This is a genomic window from Gottfriedia endophytica (genome assembly GCF_017814275.1).
Taxonomy (GTDB): Bacteria; Bacillota; Bacilli; order Bacillales; family Bacillaceae_G; genus Gottfriedia; species Gottfriedia endophytica.
Genome location: NZ_JAGIYQ010000001.1, coordinates 118,524 through 135,941, shown reverse-complemented (window position 1 = coordinate 135,941; position 17,418 = coordinate 118,524). Strand labels below are relative to the sequence as shown.

Annotated in this window: 9 protein-coding genes; 5 read left to right on the top strand and 4 right to left on the bottom strand. The window is 34.1% G+C overall.

The genetic code is table 11. From position 1 onward, the window contains the following. Positions 1 to 53 precede the first annotated feature (53 nt). The 4 genes from J5Y03_RS00595 (at position 54) to J5Y03_RS00580 (ending at position 3,326) form a co-directional block, all read left to right on the top strand. Positions 54 to 1,781, top strand: coding sequence for a hypothetical protein (locus J5Y03_RS00595; RefSeq protein WP_209401308.1), 1,728 nt, complete (start codon positions 54 to 56; stop codon positions 1,779 to 1,781). Between the two features lie 278 nt (positions 1,782 to 2,059). Then, positions 2,060 to 2,854 carry a type II toxin-antitoxin system SpoIISA family toxin gene (locus tag J5Y03_RS00590; RefSeq protein WP_209401306.1) on the top strand — a complete coding sequence of 265 codons (795 nt, stop codon included), beginning with the start codon at positions 2,060 to 2,062 and terminating at the stop codon, positions 2,852 to 2,854. 52 nt (positions 2,855 to 2,906) lie between these two features. Next, a complete protein-coding gene (locus J5Y03_RS00585; protein ID WP_209401304.1) occupies positions 2,907 to 3,080 on the top strand; it encodes a hypothetical protein in 174 nt (57 codons plus the stop codon). A 96-nt stretch (positions 3,081 to 3,176) separates the two neighbouring features. Beyond that, positions 3,177 to 3,326: a hypothetical protein gene (locus tag J5Y03_RS00580; protein WP_209401302.1), complete on the top strand. Its 150-nt coding sequence runs from the start codon at positions 3,177 to 3,179 to the stop codon at positions 3,324 to 3,326. Positions 3,327 to 3,428: 102 nt separating this feature from the next. Here the strand turns inward: J5Y03_RS00580 and J5Y03_RS00575 are convergent, their stop codons facing one another. Genes J5Y03_RS00575 through J5Y03_RS00560 form a run of 4 tightly spaced genes read right to left on the bottom strand, consistent with a single transcriptional unit; the run spans position 3,429 to position 7,469 of the window. Continuing rightward, positions 3,429 to 4,295: a hypothetical protein gene (locus J5Y03_RS00575; protein WP_209401300.1), complete on the bottom strand. Its 867-nt coding sequence runs from the start codon at positions 4,293 to 4,295 to the stop codon at positions 3,429 to 3,431. A gap of 12 nt (positions 4,296 to 4,307) precedes the next feature. After that, positions 4,308 to 5,228, bottom strand: a complete 921-nt coding sequence (locus J5Y03_RS00570; protein ID WP_209401298.1) for a TIGR03943 family putative permease subunit — start codon at positions 5,226 to 5,228, stop codon at positions 4,308 to 4,310. Positions 5,229 to 5,239: 11 nt separating this feature from the next. Continuing rightward, entirely contained in the window at positions 5,240 to 6,268 is a 1,029-nt protein-coding gene (locus J5Y03_RS00565; protein WP_245208675.1) for a permease, read from the bottom strand. Positions 6,269 to 6,287: 19 nt separating this feature from the next. Beyond that, entirely contained in the window at positions 6,288 to 7,469 is a 1,182-nt protein-coding gene (locus tag J5Y03_RS00560; RefSeq protein WP_209401296.1) for a HupE/UreJ family protein, read from the bottom strand. Positions 7,470 to 7,728: 259 nt separating this feature from the next. On the opposite strand from J5Y03_RS00560, the gene J5Y03_RS00555 reads away from it, so the two are divergent. Then, positions 7,729 to 17,376, top strand: a complete 9,648-nt coding sequence (locus J5Y03_RS00555) for an OmpL47-type beta-barrel domain-containing protein (protein ID WP_209401293.1) — start codon at positions 7,729 to 7,731, stop codon at positions 17,374 to 17,376. Positions 17,377 to 17,418: the final 42 nt, after the last annotated feature.

Here is a 17,418-nt window from a genome sequence, read left to right as displayed (position 1 = left end):
CATCCATATTTTTTATCTTTATCAAATCAAATATTATCTAGGAGGATATCATATTGAGTTCACATAGTTTTAAATTATGGAGCATCATGAGAGATGTTCGATCGGAAAATCCTGCAAAACGATACAAAGCTCTATTTAAATTAAACGAATTAAAGGAAAAAGAAACCGCTCCAAGGGGGATTGTGTTAGAGAAGTTAGTTAAAGAAGCAGCTCGTCCTTTTCCAGAACCGGTAGATGTTTGGGATGATCCAAGTTACCATCTGCTAAGATTTGTGAGTGATTTTTATGAAGATGATTTAGCTCAGTTGATGATCGACAACTACAATGGATTCAGCGTAAATGCAAAGGGAGAAGTTGTTCGCTATTTATGTGAGCTAAGCGGTGAAAAATATAGAGTACTTATTTGTGATTATTTAGAAGCTTCGTTAAAGGACAACACTGCTATTCTACCGCTCGATGCTTTATTTGATGAACCAAATCTTGTAAGAAGAATAGTCCAGAATTTTTATACCTATATAGAAAATGATTTTTATAAATATGAATTTTACCGGATGTTATTATTTTGTTTAAGAAATGAGTCGATCATACCGTTTAAGCATAAATATATAGTTCCTTTGCTGATTGAAGATTTTAAGAAGCTAAAAGAAGACTATTTACAGTACGATTCCTCCTACGATCCTAAATTTGTTTATAACAATTGGAAAGAAAACTATTTAGCCATTCGTTCTAATTTCGAGGTTTTACTGTCTCTTATCGAATTTTATTATAGTGATGATTTTGTTGGGACATTGAAAGAAGCAATGACATTTAAAGATCCACAAATAAAAACAAGGGCAGCCATCATCTCTTTACAAAAACAAATTGATGTAGAGGAAAAAATATTATTCGAGTGTGCTACTAATGTTGAAACTTCAGAATTGCTTTACTGGGAACTGCTTAGAATTCATAAAGAGCATCTATTTCCAATAAAAGAGAATAAACAGCATTATTTTGCCAAAAGTCATTTATTTAACCTTGTTATTGATAATAGTAATGAGCTTAGTTATCCAGATCAAATTGAGATTATTGAAAAAATATTTACAACAAATTACTACGGTCAAGGTATTCGATACTATTTCATCTCATTTATTCATGAAGATGAAAAGAAACTTGCTTGGGTAGGTGGATATGGTATTGATGATGAGGATGACTCAATTTATATGTGGGAAGGTACATATATAGATCAGAATAAATTTAGTGATTATTCTATCCAGGAACATATACAAAATTTCTTATATGACCGGAAAGAAATGATTAAAGAAATAGAGGAAACTGTTGAATTTACTAGTCGTCCACCAATATTCAAGATGAATCTATTTATTGCTGCTATCTATTGTTATTTTACGTTTGCAAGTTGGGGTGGATACTTTTTAGAAAATGATATGAATTCGTTGCGATTTGGAATAGTAATGGCAATTATCGGTACAGTATTTATTACATGGAGAATCATTCGTTACAATAAAGTTAAAGTTGAACTTAAGACCTTTACCTTAAGTTATCATAATGGCTTTAAGACAAAAGAGGTTCAAATAAATCACATCAATAAAATTTTAAATCGAAAGTCACCTATATTAACGAGAATTTTTAAAAGACAACCAAAAACTATCTTAATTTATAATGAAGAGAATGAACTGATACTTAAGATTCCTGCAAACTATGTAAATTATGAAGAGTTTTCGAAAGAGCTTTATTCTGGAACATTACATTTATCTGAACAACCGTACATTGAAGAGGCTAGTTAAGTCAAACAATGGCATTGTTCATAAGTAAATGAAAAACTGCTCTAAAATAAGGGGGAACCCTAATTTAGGAGCTTTTTTTTCGAGATCTTGTATACACAAGAAAAGGTTTTGTTTTAAAAAGCTAGAATTAAAAAAGAAAGAATATGGATCGTGAAGATGATTAATAAATATGAACAAGAACTGACGGATTTTTTATATAGGCTCTGGTTCCAATTATGAGGTTACAAGATTCATAAAGTAGGAGATGGTATCATCTTTATTGGAGAAGGAGAGATTTAATGAATATTACTTTTATGAAATTTTTCATTATACTCAATGTACTTTTTTTATTGATTTCTATCATCTTGTATTGGTGGAGAAATGAAAAATACATAATGTACTTAAGAGGAATTAGAAAGACTTACTATTTTGCCGGACTATCAGTTGTTTTAATCGGATATGGTTGGGGTAGGATAAACAATACTGATTGGAAATTAATTGGAACTATGCTAGGATGCATTGTATTTGTAGATTTAGCTATTTTCCTTACACCAAATATAACAAAACTATTTAACGCTGAGTTTCAGAATGAACAGCTATTAGAAGAATCGTTAAGAAAAATGAAGAAGACAGTTGATCATGTAACATTGAAGACAATTCAATTTAATTCAGTTATTGAATACAGTGATTATCATTTCAGGGAAAAAGAAGATCCTAAAAATAACGAGGAATATAAAAAGGATTTAGAGGAATATCTCTCAATGTATAATGATGTTTTTCAGTATGATATGAAAGTTCATAGAATAGATTCATCAACAGTTGAAATAAGAGATCAACATATGCAAACTATTCTCCAAAGTTTTCAGATGTGGAGCAATATAGAAATCCCAGGAAAGCAATATGAAGAAAATGTTAATACTCTATTACAAGAAAAGATCCTTGTCGTTGAAATTGATGAATATATCATTGCTTATTCTGAAGGTGTTCATAATTCATTTTTAATTGCTATCAAATCAAATGGTTCCCCAGTAAACGGAGTAGACGCATATTATATTATTTCACTTTGTAGAACATTTGAATGGTGGATGACATAAAGCAAAAGATGATGTAGGATTAAATTAATAGAAACGAATAGGAGGAGTAAACATGAGTACTAATTTAAATAGACCTTCCTCTAAGAAAAATTCGACAAGCAGTAATAGTGCAACTATTCCGATGAAAGAGTTGAAAATGGCTAATTCTTCTAAAAACATGGAAAAAAGCTTTGCTAATTTTTATGAAACCTATAAAGATGCAACAAAACTATTTAATGTAAAATAATTGGACAAGCACCGTATCAGGCGGTGTTTTTTTTGTATACTTAAAGAATAATTTGTCAATCATGGGTAATAAAAACCTATGAGGTAGATACAATTTATGTTTAAAAGAAGAAGCAAAGAAGAAGTTTCGAAGTTGAAAAGAACTAATCCTACTGGTTCGGAATTAAAGAAATCATTATCTAAAGATTTAAGAAAAGCGGAAGATGCACTTCGGATGTTACGTGGTGGTATTCCAAAACGAAAATAAGTAGTTAAGAAGAGAACATAAAGCATTTGGGAAGGTAGACTCCCTAAAGAGAAAAGGTACTCAAGTTGGTTTCAACAACCTCTTGAGTACCTTTTTTTATAGTTATTTTACAGTAAATAATCCAGATGTATTCCCAGGTAATAGTGAAAAATGATATTCCCCTTTTTGAGGGTCATCTAATAAAATGACGTTTGGACCCTTTTTTAAGGGGACATTCAAATGAAGGTCGTTAGAGATCAACGTTCTCTTCTCGTTGTCAGATTGATCTACATTAAAGACCACTTTTAGCATGGTTTGTGATTTGAAAATTGTATTTTTTGGATCTGGACCAGATGGCGTTACGTGAATGGTTGCTACTTGCATATCATTTACTTCATCTATAACAGCATTTTGGCTTTGAGGTTGTCCGAACATACCAATCGAAATATGATTCACATTTACTGCAATAATGATAAGGAGTAAAATAAGACCTCCTCCGAGCCCAACTGTAGGTCCGTAAGATGGCTTCTTTATTTTCTTTCCTTTAGTTCCTTTCTTTCCTTTATTTTGAGGTTCCGTCACTAGTAATTTATCAATCCATCTTAAGATCATATAAACAAAAATGATAAATAGGATCGCTACGATTAAAAAAGCAATGTCTGAGATAAATACCATATACCCCAGAACTAACCCAATTGTTCCGCCAATGAATCCAGATAGAATTTGGTTTAGCCCTTTGATTTTTAAATCAGACTCACCAACTAGTATGCCACTAACAATCGAAACGAATAAACAGATTATAGCCGATAACCAAATGTTGAAATTTGAAATCTGTATGATAAAAAATCCCATTGCAAGGGAAGATACGCAGGTTAGTAATGACACAATTTTTCTAGCTGAATCTGATAATTTCCCCTTATTTTGATAAATGTGATAAATACTATAGCAAATAATTAAAATGGAAATTAGTATACTTCCAATTTTCAACAATGAAAATACCCCCTACAACTTTTTGCCAAATTCCCAATCAGGATAGACATATTGAACCTTTGGTGCTTTAGCTGGTTCAGATTTTTCAACTTCTATTTTAATGACGGGTTGTCCATTAAACGTCGTTTTCCCAATTTTTCCTGTAATCGTTACCCAAGCATTATTTGGAAACTCGTTTGAATTGGCAGCTTCTACAATGATGCCGAATGGGGAAATATCAGCGATACAATGCGTCATTCCCATACGAGCAATAATAAATTGGTTACTTGTAAGACCTGATTCACGGTAAATAAACCCCATGATTTTGATTTCTTTCCCTTGAAATTTATCTACAAACATATTCATCGATTGCAGTTTTTCAATAAACCATTTATCCTGCATCTCAATAACATCTTGTTTGTACAAAAGCATCCCAAGTTTTGCATAATCTTTGTCATATACATTTGTTTTAAATAATTTTCTTAGTGCAGGGTCTTCGTTTCCATCCAATTCTACTTTCGCTCCATTATTTTGAGAGGTCATTCCACCTAAATTCATCCCTCTATTTGAAGCAAGTGAACTAGCAACAGATTGATTCGGTAATAGGAATCCGAGAAGGAGAGGTACTAAAAATAGTCCGTATATAACAAACGTTTTAAATGTGAATTTTTCCGAATGGTGACTATGATCGTGTCCGAATACATGATCATGGTCATGTCCACATTCGCAAATGATGACCGTTTTCTTCATAGAAAGAATAGCAATATAATATTGGAATGCAGAAACGATCATAAGAAACGTCACGGCTATTTTGACATAAATGACAAGCTGCGGAACGATAAATTGTAATATGTCACCCGTTATAATTAATTGCAAAATATAGAAAGAAAAGCCAAGAAGAATTGTTGCTTTCATAAAATGATGAATACTAGTTGAATTAATTTTTTTATTCAATCGAGTCACCTCTATAATATGGACTGTAGAACAAGTGTCCCAACAAAAACGAAAATGAAAACAAGAAGACTAAGTATTACGACAAATCTTGTTCTAAAAACAGCTAGCATCATTAAGATTCCTTTAATATTAATCATCGGTCCGAATACCATGAATCCAACTAATGAGCTTTTTGAGAAAATCGTTTGTAAGGATTGAGCAACGAACGCATCTGACGTAGAACAAAGTGAAAGGATAAATCCAAGCCCCATCATAACTAGGTTAGAGGCGGATCCACTTTTCCCTAATTCTATTAAACTATTTTGCGAGACAAAAACTTGAAGTAATCCCACAATGATCGAACCGAAAACTAAGTATTTTCCCATATCGAAAAATTCACTGACTGTATGTCCCATTACTTCGATTACTTTATTCTTAACGGTATTTTGGGAGTGATCATGTGAATGATGATGTTCATTATGTACGACTTGGACTTCTTCTCTTAATTGATTCGTTTTTACAAATTGGTAAACTATAAGACCAACGATTAGAGCTATTACAAAAGCTAGTCCCATTCTAGAAAAGGCTACAACAGGTTGATTACGAAATGCCGTTATCGTAGACAGAAATACAATCGGATTTAAAATTGGCCCCACTAATATAAATGTAGTTGCTACATATAAAGGCATCCCTTTTTTGATTAATTTCCGAATAGCAGGTACCATTCCACACTCACAAATGGGAAAAATGATTCCTAGTACACTAGCTGCAATGATTCCTAAGATTGGATTTTTCGGAATGAATTTTTGAATCATTTGGTCAGTTACAAACACCTGAAGTAATGCCGACACAAATACTCCCACTAAAATAAATGGCATTGCCTCAATAATGACACTAATAAACATCATCTTAAACAGTTGGAGTTTTGGACTTGTCCATATCGATCCAAAACCAACTGTAGATGAAATATATAAGAGTAATATGATTACTAGACTGATAAGGAATAGATAATGTCTATTAGACTTTAAAGGAGTATTTTTCTGTACTGCAGTATTCGACAAAAGCCTTCTCTCCTTTTATTTACGATAGTATTCTCTGAAACAACCATATTCCTCCTAACAGAAAAGCAATGGTTGAAATAGAGGTGATCGTGTATCTTGAATATTTTGAACGGTGTAAAAGAGCTAATAAAGGTAGTAAAAGAGCTATAATTGAAAGTTGTATAATCTCAATTCCAATGTTAAAACTCGCTAAATCAATTGCTAACTCACTTTTCGGAATATGCATTCCGACTAAAATATCTGCAAATCCCATTCCGTGAATCAATCCAAAGAAAAATGTTAAAACCCAGCGATGACTGACTTCTTTTCGTATAATATTATCAATCGCCACATAACAAATACTTAAAGCAATTGCAGGTTCCACAATAGATGGAGGAACATGAATGATTCCTAAAACAGTTAAGGTAAGGGTTAAGCTATGAGCAAGTGTAAAGGCAGTAATAACAGTTGCGAACTGCTTAAAGCTTTGTCTTGCAATGATAAGAGAAAGTAAAAATAGTAAATGGTCATATCCAGAAAGTATATGATTCATACCAAGTTTTAAAAATGAGAACCAATCATTTGAAATAGGTTGATCTGTTTTCGTATTTATATGAGTTGGTTGAACAGTATTTGAATTAGTAGAATTTGAGTGAAATCCTGCATAATCATTATCACTTAAGATCATAGACCATGTACGGTTTGTCCCAGATAATGCCGACGTACTGTTTTGATTACCATAATTAATTTTTACTAAATCTACATAATTCTTCGTATCATTTTGGTATAAATTATCGGTTAACGAGATTGATTGAGAAGGTAATAGTGCTGGATATGTAGCCACGAAATGAAGTTGTGTGTTTTCTCCTTTTCGATTTAGAGACATTTCTTCAATCTTCGACCAATTTTGTTCCTTATCATTAATTTTAAGTATTAGATGTTCTTGTAAAATCTTTTCCATCTTACTTTTTATGGCGTTGAACTCTTCAGGCTCTAACATGCCATTATGATTTACATCCCCACTAGTCAATTCAATGACAGATATTTCATCCAATAAGAAAGACAGCTTTGTTTGCTCTTTTGTAAGATCTAAAGTTGTAAAACTAGCACTATATGCATGAGCCTGTGCTACTTTCGATACAGGAGAAAATACCCATACAAATGAGATTAATAGAAGGAAAAAAATGCGAATTCGACTCAAGGAAAACCTAGTATTTAACATGTATGACCTCCTACTTATTGTTTGTGAGAGTCATGATTAATATAGCATAAATGAATTGTTAATTATGTAAAGAGTTGGTTAAGTTGTCAGAATTATATAGAATAATATTTTTTTTCATAATAGTATTACACTGTGTTCTAAGCTAAAAGAAGGAGGTTATCGTGAAAGAAGGGATAAGTTTAGTAGGAAAGTTATAGTTTATGGCACTAATTAATCTTGAATCATATTTTTATTCATATTATTAGGAGGTATATTATTTGTGAATATATCGATAAGAAAGTACAGGAAATGGGTAAGTCTAGTTATGCTGGCTTTTATGCTGATTTCTTTAGTGATTCCACCGAGTGTGAAGGCAGACTCAACGCCTGTTACTTTGGCGAAGTGGGATTTTACTAATGGTCAAGTTGAAGTACCGTCTAGTGGGATTGATGAAAACATTACGAGAACTATAAAATCGTTTGGGACAACGAGTCCCTCATATAGTACAGGACCTGGTACACCTAAAGTACCAGTTGCTTCCAATTGGAAATATGATACAAATGGTAATTCTTCGTATTGGAGAGTCTCGATATCTACTAAAAACTATTCAAATATTACTGTATCTTCCAAACAAAGAAGTTCTGGAACAGGTCCAAAAGATTTCAAGCTTCAATATAGTTTAGATGATAGCAATTGGTTAGATGTTCCAAATGGTAATGTTGCTGTCGGAAATGCCACATGGACTTCAGGTGGTCTTTTAACTAATATTCCATTGCCAGCTGACGCAAATGATAAAGACAATGTCTATGTAAGATGGATTGTATCTACAAATACTTCTGCTGCTGGTGGTACCTTAACAACTGGTACTAGTAATATTGCAGACATAGAGTTTAAGGGTCAAAGTATCGATTCAAACCAAACTCCAAACGAAAAAACAGCATTACCTGATGTATCAAAAATATCATTTGCAAACTATACGTCAGTTACAGGAGATGCCGGAGCGGTTCCAAGTAATGCAAAAGTAAACGTATATTTTGCCAATGACAATACCCCAGCGGTATCTGCTACAGCTAACAATGATGGTTCATTTAATATAGGAGGAATTACCAATCCACAATTTAAGGATGTAATCTACATCACTGCTCAAGAAACTGGTAAAGATCCAAGTGATAAAGTTTCTAAAAACTACAGTGGTGTTATTATGGAAAAAACAACAAAACCTGTTGATACGAAAATTATTTATGATTCTTACTCAACTGTTACTGGTACAGCAGGTGCAGTAGCAAATAATGCGACAGTAAAAGCTTATTATGATGACAACTCTGAAGTTGGCTCATCAACAGCTACATCAGATGGTTCATTTGCAATTGCAATTTCAAGCCCTAAACCAAAATCACAAATCTTCATTACTGCTCAAGAAGATGGAAAAATAGTGAGTGATAAAGCTACTGTAAATTACACAGGTGCTACACAAAAAATTTCACCGGGTGATGTTGTATTCAGTCAATTATACGTAAATGGTGGAAACAGTAATGCATTCTACAATACTAAATTTTTTGAACTTTATAATAATACGGATAAGGATATTGACCTATCAAACTGGTCGATAGCTTATACATCAGCGGCTACAATGAATTTTGGTGCCGGACAGCCTTTATTATCAGGTACTATTAAAGCACATGGATACTTTTTAGTTGCAGGTAGTTCTGGAGCAACAGGTCAACCACTTCCGGTAAAACCTGATGCCACCATTAATTTAAACCCTAGTGGTTCGGCTGGCGGTGCTTTAGTTCTTGCTAAAACGAAAACTGCGGTTAGTGGGGTTGATGATCCAAATGCAATTGATTTAATTGCATACGGAAATGGGACAGCAACATTTAAAAATCCACTATATTGGGGTAATCCAATTATCGATTCGACGATTGGTAGCGGAACACTATTACGTAAAACCAATATTGGATCAGATCCACGAACAGCATTTGGTCTTAGTAATGGTTGGTTTACAAAAGATCCATCTCAAGATTTCGTAATGAATAAACAGGCAGGTGCCCTAGCAGATACTGTTGATGAGATGGTAGTTCATAATTCAAATATCATGCTGTCTCCAGATTCATCAAAAATTACTTTTAAGCAGTCTTCTGGTACATCTCAGATTTCAGGACAATCAGGATCTGTTCCAGCTTCTGCAACGGTAAAAGCTTACGTTGAAAATAATGGTTCTTTACAGAGTGTAACACAAGCTACAGCTACTGCTAATGCTGATGGTTCATTTACCATGAGTTTTTCGAATACAGATTCAGTAGTTTATTTAACTCACACTGACAATACTCAACCAACACCAAAAGAGAGTATATACACTCGCATTAACGTAGAAGGTACTAATCCACCAATTACACCAATTGGTGAATTACGTAAAAATGATGCAAATGGTTTAGCGCTTAATACAGGCTATACGACTACAATTGAAGGTGTAGCTTCTACAGATAATGCACCAACTGGTACGAATTTCTTTATTCAAGATGCAACTGGGGCAATCAATGTTGTAAATAGCTCCTCACCAACAGAAAAAATTCAAGCTGGTCAAAAATTGAAAATTGATGGACGTGTTGTATTTTCAGCTGGAATGACACAGTTCGTACCTTCTGCAATTCAAACTGAAGGAAATGATGTAGCACCAATACCAACACCAGTCGCAATCGGTTCAATTGGTGAAGCAAATGAAGGGCAATTAGTTACATTTAAAGGAACGGTATCTAACGTACCAACTACAGGTCCAGTTTATGATGTGACTTTTAAAGATGACACTGGAAAGATGATCATCGTGCGTGTTCAAGGAACACTAGGAAATATTGAAAAAGACTCTAACTATACAATAACTGGAACAGTTGCTCAATTTAAAAAAGATCGCCCTTATATTGGTGGTTATTATGTCATTCCAAGAACAGCTTCAGATATTAAAGGTCAGTTACTTTTTAATCATACAACAATAACAAAAGCTTATGTGAACACTGACGTATCTTTTTCTGCTACTGCTAAAAATGTAGATTCTATCACTCTTTACTACAAAGGTAAAGATGATACTTCTTATCAGACAGTTAGTATGAGTTCAGGAGACGGTAAAAGTTATAACGGTAAAATTAACAAGGATGATGTTCCAAAAGGTGAATTTTACTATTACATGGAAGCAGTTAGTGGAAGTGATAAATTAACAAATGGTACTGCTTCAAATCCTAATAAAGTTCCTGTAGTAGTGGATAAAGATGGTCCGGCATATTCTGACCCATCACCTATGAATGGAGAAAGTATCGATACAAGACACCCAACGATTTCTGTGAAAATGGAAGATCCTAATGGTGTTGATACTAAGTCAGTAGACATCACTGTTGATGGAAAGAATTACACTTCAAAAGCAATTATAAGTGAGACAGATATTAAATTATCAATACCAGCTACGGAAGAATTAGCAGTAGGTGAACATGGAATTACTGTAAATGCAAATGATAAATTAGGTAATTCTTCAACTTATACTTGGAAATTTACAGTTGCTGAAAGATTTACTGGTGGCCACCATTATCGTGGAACAACACACAACCATACAAATATTTCTCACGATGCGACTGGAAGTCCTGAAGATGCATTAAAAGCGGCACAAAAATATCATTATGATTTCTTTGCTTTTTCCGATCATTCACATGACATTGATTCTAGCCTTGTAAACAAGGATACTGTTGACCGCAATGGCATGAAAGAACGTACTGGTGGAGCAGATTGGAAATTAACAAAAGAATTAGCGAAACAATATACAACAGATGGTCAGTTCGTCGTATTCCCAGGTTTTGAAATGACTTCAACGACATGGGGCCATTCAAATGTATTTGGAACAGACAACTTTGTTGATCGTGTAGTAGATGGTGGAGCATACCAAAATCTACAAAAATATTATAGCTGGGCGCTAACATATGATGATATTGTTGCCCAATTTAACCATCCGAAAATGTCTGCAAATGCGTTTGATAATTTCATTCCATACAATAAAAATGTAGATAAACTATTTACAATGCTTGAAGTAGGGAATGGTTCAGGAAAATATTCATACGCTAATGCAGAGGATAAATATTATAGTGCCCTTGATTTAGGATGGCATGTTGCCCCTACTTACGGGGAAGATAACCATGACGCTACATGGGGGCAAACGAAAAAACGTACAATTATTGTTGCGAAGGATTTAACAACTAATTCTCTTATGGACGCTATGAGACATATGCGTGTCTACATGAGTGAAGATCCAAACTTTACGCTAGATATGTCTGCAAGTGGTTTCTACATGGGGTCTACAACTGATACAAATACGTTGGACTTTAAGATTTCAGGTGAAGATCCTGTTTTAGAAAAAGCAACGGACCCAGAGTATAGCTATATTAAGACACCTTCAAATGATAATATTGCAAAAGTAGAATTAATCACAATTCATGGTAAAGTAGTAGATTCATATGTACCAACATCAGATACTACTTCATTTAATTGGTCACCAAGCTTAACTGTCGCTGGAGGTCAACAATGGTTTGTTGTAAAAGTTACACAAAAAGACGGTGATCAAATTTACTCTGCACCAATCTGGTCTCCTGCAAAGGACTTAGCAGTAGGTGTAAGTGATATCAGTACGACAGATGGAGCAATTGTGGGTGATGTTCAATCTAACTTAACAGCAGGTATAAGTAATCAAGGATCAATCAATGTAAGTCAATTAACAGCAAAATTCTACTATGACAATATTGATGAAAGTCATTTGATTGGTAGCTCAGTAATTGATTCACTTCCTGCTAATACTACAGGAAAAGCAAGTGTGATATGGACAAAACCAGTTGCGGGAAACCACAAAATTATTGTTACTCTCTCAGCTGCTGATGGCAATGATTTAGGTAATAATAAGTATGAACAAGATTGGACGATCAAAGCGCCGTTAAACAAAGTGATTATGATTGATGGCTCACATAATAATGAGAATACGAAGCAAGACACAGGTACTTATAAAGATAACTTCAAACTATTCACTACTTTAATGAAGCAACAAGGATATACAATAGCTGAAAATGCAGCACCATTAACTGACACTATATTATCTAATGTTGCTACTTTAGTGATTACACATCCTGCTTCAGCATATACAGCTAATGAAATTTCAGCTATTAATAAATTTGTCTCAAATGGCGGTTCATTATTAGTAACAGAAAAAAGTAACTTTGGTGGTTCAAACCAAAATATTAACAGCATCCTATCAGGTGTTAATTCTAGTATTCTAGTAAACAATGATGGAGTGTTCGATGAAACAACAGATGGTAACTTCTGGGGTACACCTTTAACATCAAATTTCTCAGTAAGATTACATCCAACACCAGTAAGCAATACGTTGACTGATTTTGTGCCGACTATTGAATATTACAGTGGAGCAAGTCTTGCTAAAAATGATGGAACTGGTATAAAAGTTCCTTTAACTGATAGTGATACTGTTACAGTACTTGTTAAAGGAAATGAGTCAACATTCCAAGATACAACAAGTATAAAATCAGATTCAGTTTCGTATAACGTTAAAACATCAAATGGTAAAAACGGTCCCCCATTATTAGATGTTAAAGGCGGATCTGCACTTCCAATGACTGCATCTGAACAAATTGGCAAAGGTAGAGTCATAGTTTCAGGTATGAATATCTTCAACGACAAACAAATGGATCAATCATTCAACCCGAAAGGAAATGATCCTTTTGCAATCAATGCTGTCAATTGGCTAAACCATTTAGAACCAAAAGTAAAGTCTATTGGAGATGCGAGAAATTTACCGGTTGGAACAGATACTGTGGTAGAAGGAACAGTGGTAACAACTGCATTCTTTGACGCAGTATATATCCAAGATAATACGGGCGGAATTATGGCCTTTAATGATGTACCTGCAGGAAGCTTACAAGAAGGCGATAAGATTCGTATTTATGGACATATTAAAACTTTCGAAAATAACTTGGAATTAGAATTCGGTAGTTTTGCAAATAGTATTGTGAAAATTGGTACTGGACCAAAAATTGTACCTAAATTTGTAAGTACTTTAGATTCAAAAGCAAAAGAAAACCAAGGTCAATTAATTAAAGTAAAAGGTAAAGTAACCTCAATTCCAGATGAAACATCTTATATTATAGATGATGGTTCTGGTGAAACGCTTGTATTTACAGATGGATATATTATTAACCAATCAGGTGATATTCCAAAGCTTAATATTGGTGACACACTAGAGGCAGTAGGTCTAACTGGTGAATATTCAGAGGGTAATCGGATTCGCGTTAGGGACACGAGAGAGTTAGTTAAAGTTAATGGTACTGATACAAGTGCACCAACAACAACGGTAACATTAAATCCATCAGAGCCAGATGGAACAAATGGTTGGTATAAAAATGATGTAACAGTTACTTTAACAGCAGCAGTTGGTTCAGCTAATGTTCTAAAAACAGAATATAGTTTAGACGGAGAAAATTGGATAGACTACGAGTCCCCATTTATAGTTTCATCTAGTACAAAAGTGTATTATCGAAGCACAGATATTGCAGGGAACCAAGAAACTGAGAAAGAATATAGTCTAAAACTTGATAAAACAGCACCAGTTACAACTAAAGAAGTAGATCCTTCGCAGCCAGAGGCAAATGGATCGTACAAAACAGATGTAAATGTCACGTTAAAAGCTACAGACGACTTATCAGGAGTTCAAAAAACAGAATATAGTTTAGACGGAGAAAATTGGACTAAGTACGACTCACCATTTAAAGTTTCATCAAGTACGAAAGTGTATTATCGAAGTACGGATAATGCAGGTAACCAAGAAACTCAGAACGAATTCTATTTACAAATTGATAAAGGTTCAGAAGGTGGAACAGAAAATAAAGCACCAGTCACCATTTTAGAAGTAGATCCATCACAACCAGATGGAACAAATGGATGGTATAAAAATGATGTAACAGTTACTTTAACAGCAGCAGCTGGTTCAGCTAATGTTCTAAAAACAGAATATAGTTTAGACGGAGAAAATTGGATAGACTACGAGTCCCCATTTATAGTTTCATCTAGTACAAAAGTGTATTATCGAAGCACAGATATTGCAGGGAACCAAGAAACTGAGAAAGAATATAGTCTAAAACTTGATAAAACAGCACCAGTTACAACTAAAGAAGTAGATCCTTCGCAGTCAGAGGCAAATGGATCGTACAAAACAGATGTAAATGTCACGTTAAAAGCTACAGACGACTTATCAGGAGTTCAAAAAACAGAATATAGTTTAGACGGAGAAAATTGGACTAAGTACGACTCACCATTTAAAGTTTCATCAAGTACGAAAGTGTATTATCGAAGTACGGATAATGCAGGTAACCAAGAAACTCAGAACGAATTCTATTTACAAATTGATAAAGGTTCAGAAGGTGGAACAGAAAATAAAGCACCAGTCACCATTTTAGAAGTAGATCCATCACAACCAGATGGAACAAATGGATGGTATAAAAATGATGTAACAGTTACTTTAACAGCAGCAGCTGGTTCAGCTAATGTTCTAAAAACAGAATATAGTTTAGACGGAGAAAATTGGATAGACTACGAGTCCCCATTTATAGTTTCATCTAGTACAAGAGTGTATTATCGAAGCACAGATATTGCAGGGAACCAAGAAACTGAGAAAGAATATAGTCTGAAAATTGATAAAAAGGCACCAGTCACAACTGTAGAAGTAGATCCTACGCAGCCAAATGGAGCAAATGGTTCGTACAAAACTGATGTAAATGTCACTTTAAGAGCAACAGACGACTCATCAGGAGTTCTGAAAACAGAATATAGCTTTGACGGAACAACATGGAAAACATACGAATCTCTATTTAAAGTTTCATCAAGTACAAAAGTGTATTATCGAAGTATGGATAATGCAGGGAACCAAGAAACATTGAAAGAAATTAATTTACAAATTGATAAAGGGTCAGGTAACGGATCAGATAATGGTTCAGGAAACGGATCAGGTAATGGAACTGATAAAACAGCACCTGTTACAAATGTAGGAGTAGATCCATCACAGCCAAATGGTACAAATGGTTGGTACAAAACAGATGTAACTGTTACTTTAAGAGCAACAGATGACTCATCTGGAGTTCAAAAAACAGAATATAGCTTTGATGGAACAAATTGGAAAACATACGGATCACCATTTAAAGTTTCATCAAGTACAACAGTGTATTATCGAAGTACAGATAAGGCAGGGAACCAAGAAGAACTGAAAGAAATTAATCTAAAGGTTGATAAATCAGTACCTGTCACAACTGTAGTAACAGATCCATCACAAACAAATGGCTGGAACAAAGAAGATGTAAAAGTCACTTTAAAAGCTACAGACGATTCATCAGGAGTTCAAAAAATAGAATATAGCTTTGACGGAACAAATTGGAAAACGTATGAATCACCATTTACAGTTTCTTCAGGTTCAAAAATGTATTATCGAAGTACAGATAAGGCAGGGAACCAAGAAGAATTGAAAGAAATAAACATAAAAGTAGATAAAACAGCACCTGTCACAACTGTAGTAGTAGATCCATCACAACCAAATGGTTGGTATAAAACAGATGTAAAAGTTACTTTAAAAGCTACAGACGATTCATCGGGAGTTCAAAAAACAGAATATAGTTTTGACGGAACAAATTGGAAACCGTACGAATCACCATTTACAGTTTCTTCAAGTACAAAAGTGTTTTATCGAAGTAAGGATAATGCAGGGAACCAAGAAGCTCAGAAAGAAATAAACCTAAAAGTAGATAAAACAGCACCTGTCACAACTGTGGTAGTAGATCCATCACAGTCAAATGGCTGGTACAAATCAGATGTAAAAGTTACTTTAAGAGCAACTGACGATTCATCAGGAGTTCAAAAAATAGAATACAGTTTTGATGGAACAAATTGGAAACCGTATAGTTCACCATTTATAGTTTCTTCAAGTACGAAAGTGTATTATCGAAGTGTGGATAACGCAGGCAACCAAGAAGCTCAGAAAGATATTAACCTCAAGGTTGATAAGACAGCGCCAATTACGATAGTAGATATGTCAGATCCTACCAAAAATGGTTGGTTTAATAAGGAAGTAAAACTATCACTTCAAGCAACCGATGAGAACTCTGGAGTTGATGTAACACAATATCGTATTAATGGTGAAAAATGGACAAATTATACAAAACCATTTACTTTATCAAATGATGGAAAGTATACGATTGAATACCGCAGTATAGATAAAGTTGGAAATACGGAAGCCACTAAATCGGTGGATGTGAAACTTGATCAAACTGCACCAAAAACGACAGTAGGTTCGCTAACTCCGAATAAAAATGGTTGGTTTAATAAGGAAGTAAAAGTAACACTTCAAGCCAAAGATGAATTATCAGGAGTTGATGGTACACAATATCGTATTAATGGTGGAGAATGGACAAAATACACGACATCATTTACGATATCAAAAGATGGGAAGTATAATGTTGAATACCGCAGTATAGACAAAGCTGGAAATACTGAAGCAATTAAATCGGTGAATGTGAAACTTGATAAAACAGCACCAATTGTGAAACTTTTAGTAGATCATCCAGTATTATCTCCAAATCATAAAATGGCGACAATTAACGTGAAAGTTCAACCTTTGAATAGCCTTTCAGGAATTGATACCATTAAATTAGAATCAATCAAAGCTAACGAAGCTCTAACTTCTAGTGATATTCAAGGTGCAAACTTTGGAAGAGAAGATTATACATTCGCTTTACTTGCAGATAGTAAAGGAAAAGCTAGAGTATACACAATCACATATGTAATAACTGATAAAGCTGGTAATGTTAATAGAGTCACAACAAGAGTAACAGTTTCAAAAGGGAAGTAAGAAAAAAGAGGCAGGAGTGCTAGTAACTCCTGTCTCTTTTTA